Source organism: Bacillus sp. JJ1127 (assembly GCF_036965845.1).
Lineage (GTDB): Bacteria > Bacillota > Bacilli > Bacillales > Bacillaceae_G > Bacillus_A.
Genome location: NZ_JBALQK010000119.1, coordinates 13,065 through 13,835, shown reverse-complemented (window position 1 = coordinate 13,835; position 771 = coordinate 13,065). Strand labels below are relative to the sequence as shown.

At 31.6% G+C, this 771-nt stretch carries 1 protein-coding gene and 1 pseudogene; one reads left to right on the top strand and one right to left on the bottom strand.

Features of this window, described 5'->3' with window-relative positions:
- Positions 1-106: 106 nt before the first annotated feature.
- Positions 107-262, top strand: a pseudogene (locus V7183_RS12815) (IS4 family transposase); the annotation flags it as partial.
- Here the strand turns inward: V7183_RS12815 and V7183_RS12810 are convergent.
- The coding region (locus V7183_RS12810; RefSeq protein WP_335359763.1) for an ABC transporter permease at positions 240-771 on the bottom strand (532 nt) is incomplete at its 5' end. The pseudogene V7183_RS12815 and the gene V7183_RS12810 sit on opposite strands and share 23 nt — an antisense overlap.

The window sequence follows — 771 nt, the reverse complement described above, 5'->3', positions numbered from 1 at the left end:
AAGGTACCTTTCCAAGGAGTTATATTATCTATTCATAAATGATAATAAAATCATTATACCCGTTAAATCAATTGTTTAATTTTTTTAAGTACTGAAGACTTCTTATAATGGAAGAATAAAAAAGCATTCTGAGTACACCCAACTAGATATGGAGCAATTTATTGACCAATTACAGTCTGGTGAAACATATGAAATTCCTGAGATTTATATTGGAATGTATCAAAAGCTTCCCGCAAGGCTTATTTTATATAAATTTTCCAAGGTGTAAATGCAATCCATCCAATTAATACTATTATAACAATCCCTATGATTATAGCTGGCAATAAATAAAACTGCGCAAGTATTACCGTCCCATATATAAATACAGTTGGAATAAATAGATACATTTCTGCTCTACTCTTCAACCATATTAATTTCCCTTGTTCACAATATAATTGAAGAAACATTTTTTTCGTAAACTCATTCCATTGATCGCCTGAATAACGTGCAATCGCAACACAAGAAAATACAATAATAATAAGCGCAATCCACCAAGGCGCAATTTTTATAGAGACTGCACTCATGGAAATAATTTTAATATAAAAACTTAAAGAAGCACCCGATCGAAAATATTCTTTTAAAAATGATTCAATAATACGCGAATCGGCTTTATTTCCAAGTATATGTTTCGATCGTGGAAACAACCATGGTTTCGAACTCGTACTTGGCTTTGTTACTTGACCACTAAATTGCATAATTTCCATCGTCCAGCGCATACTCTCTGCTTTTTCT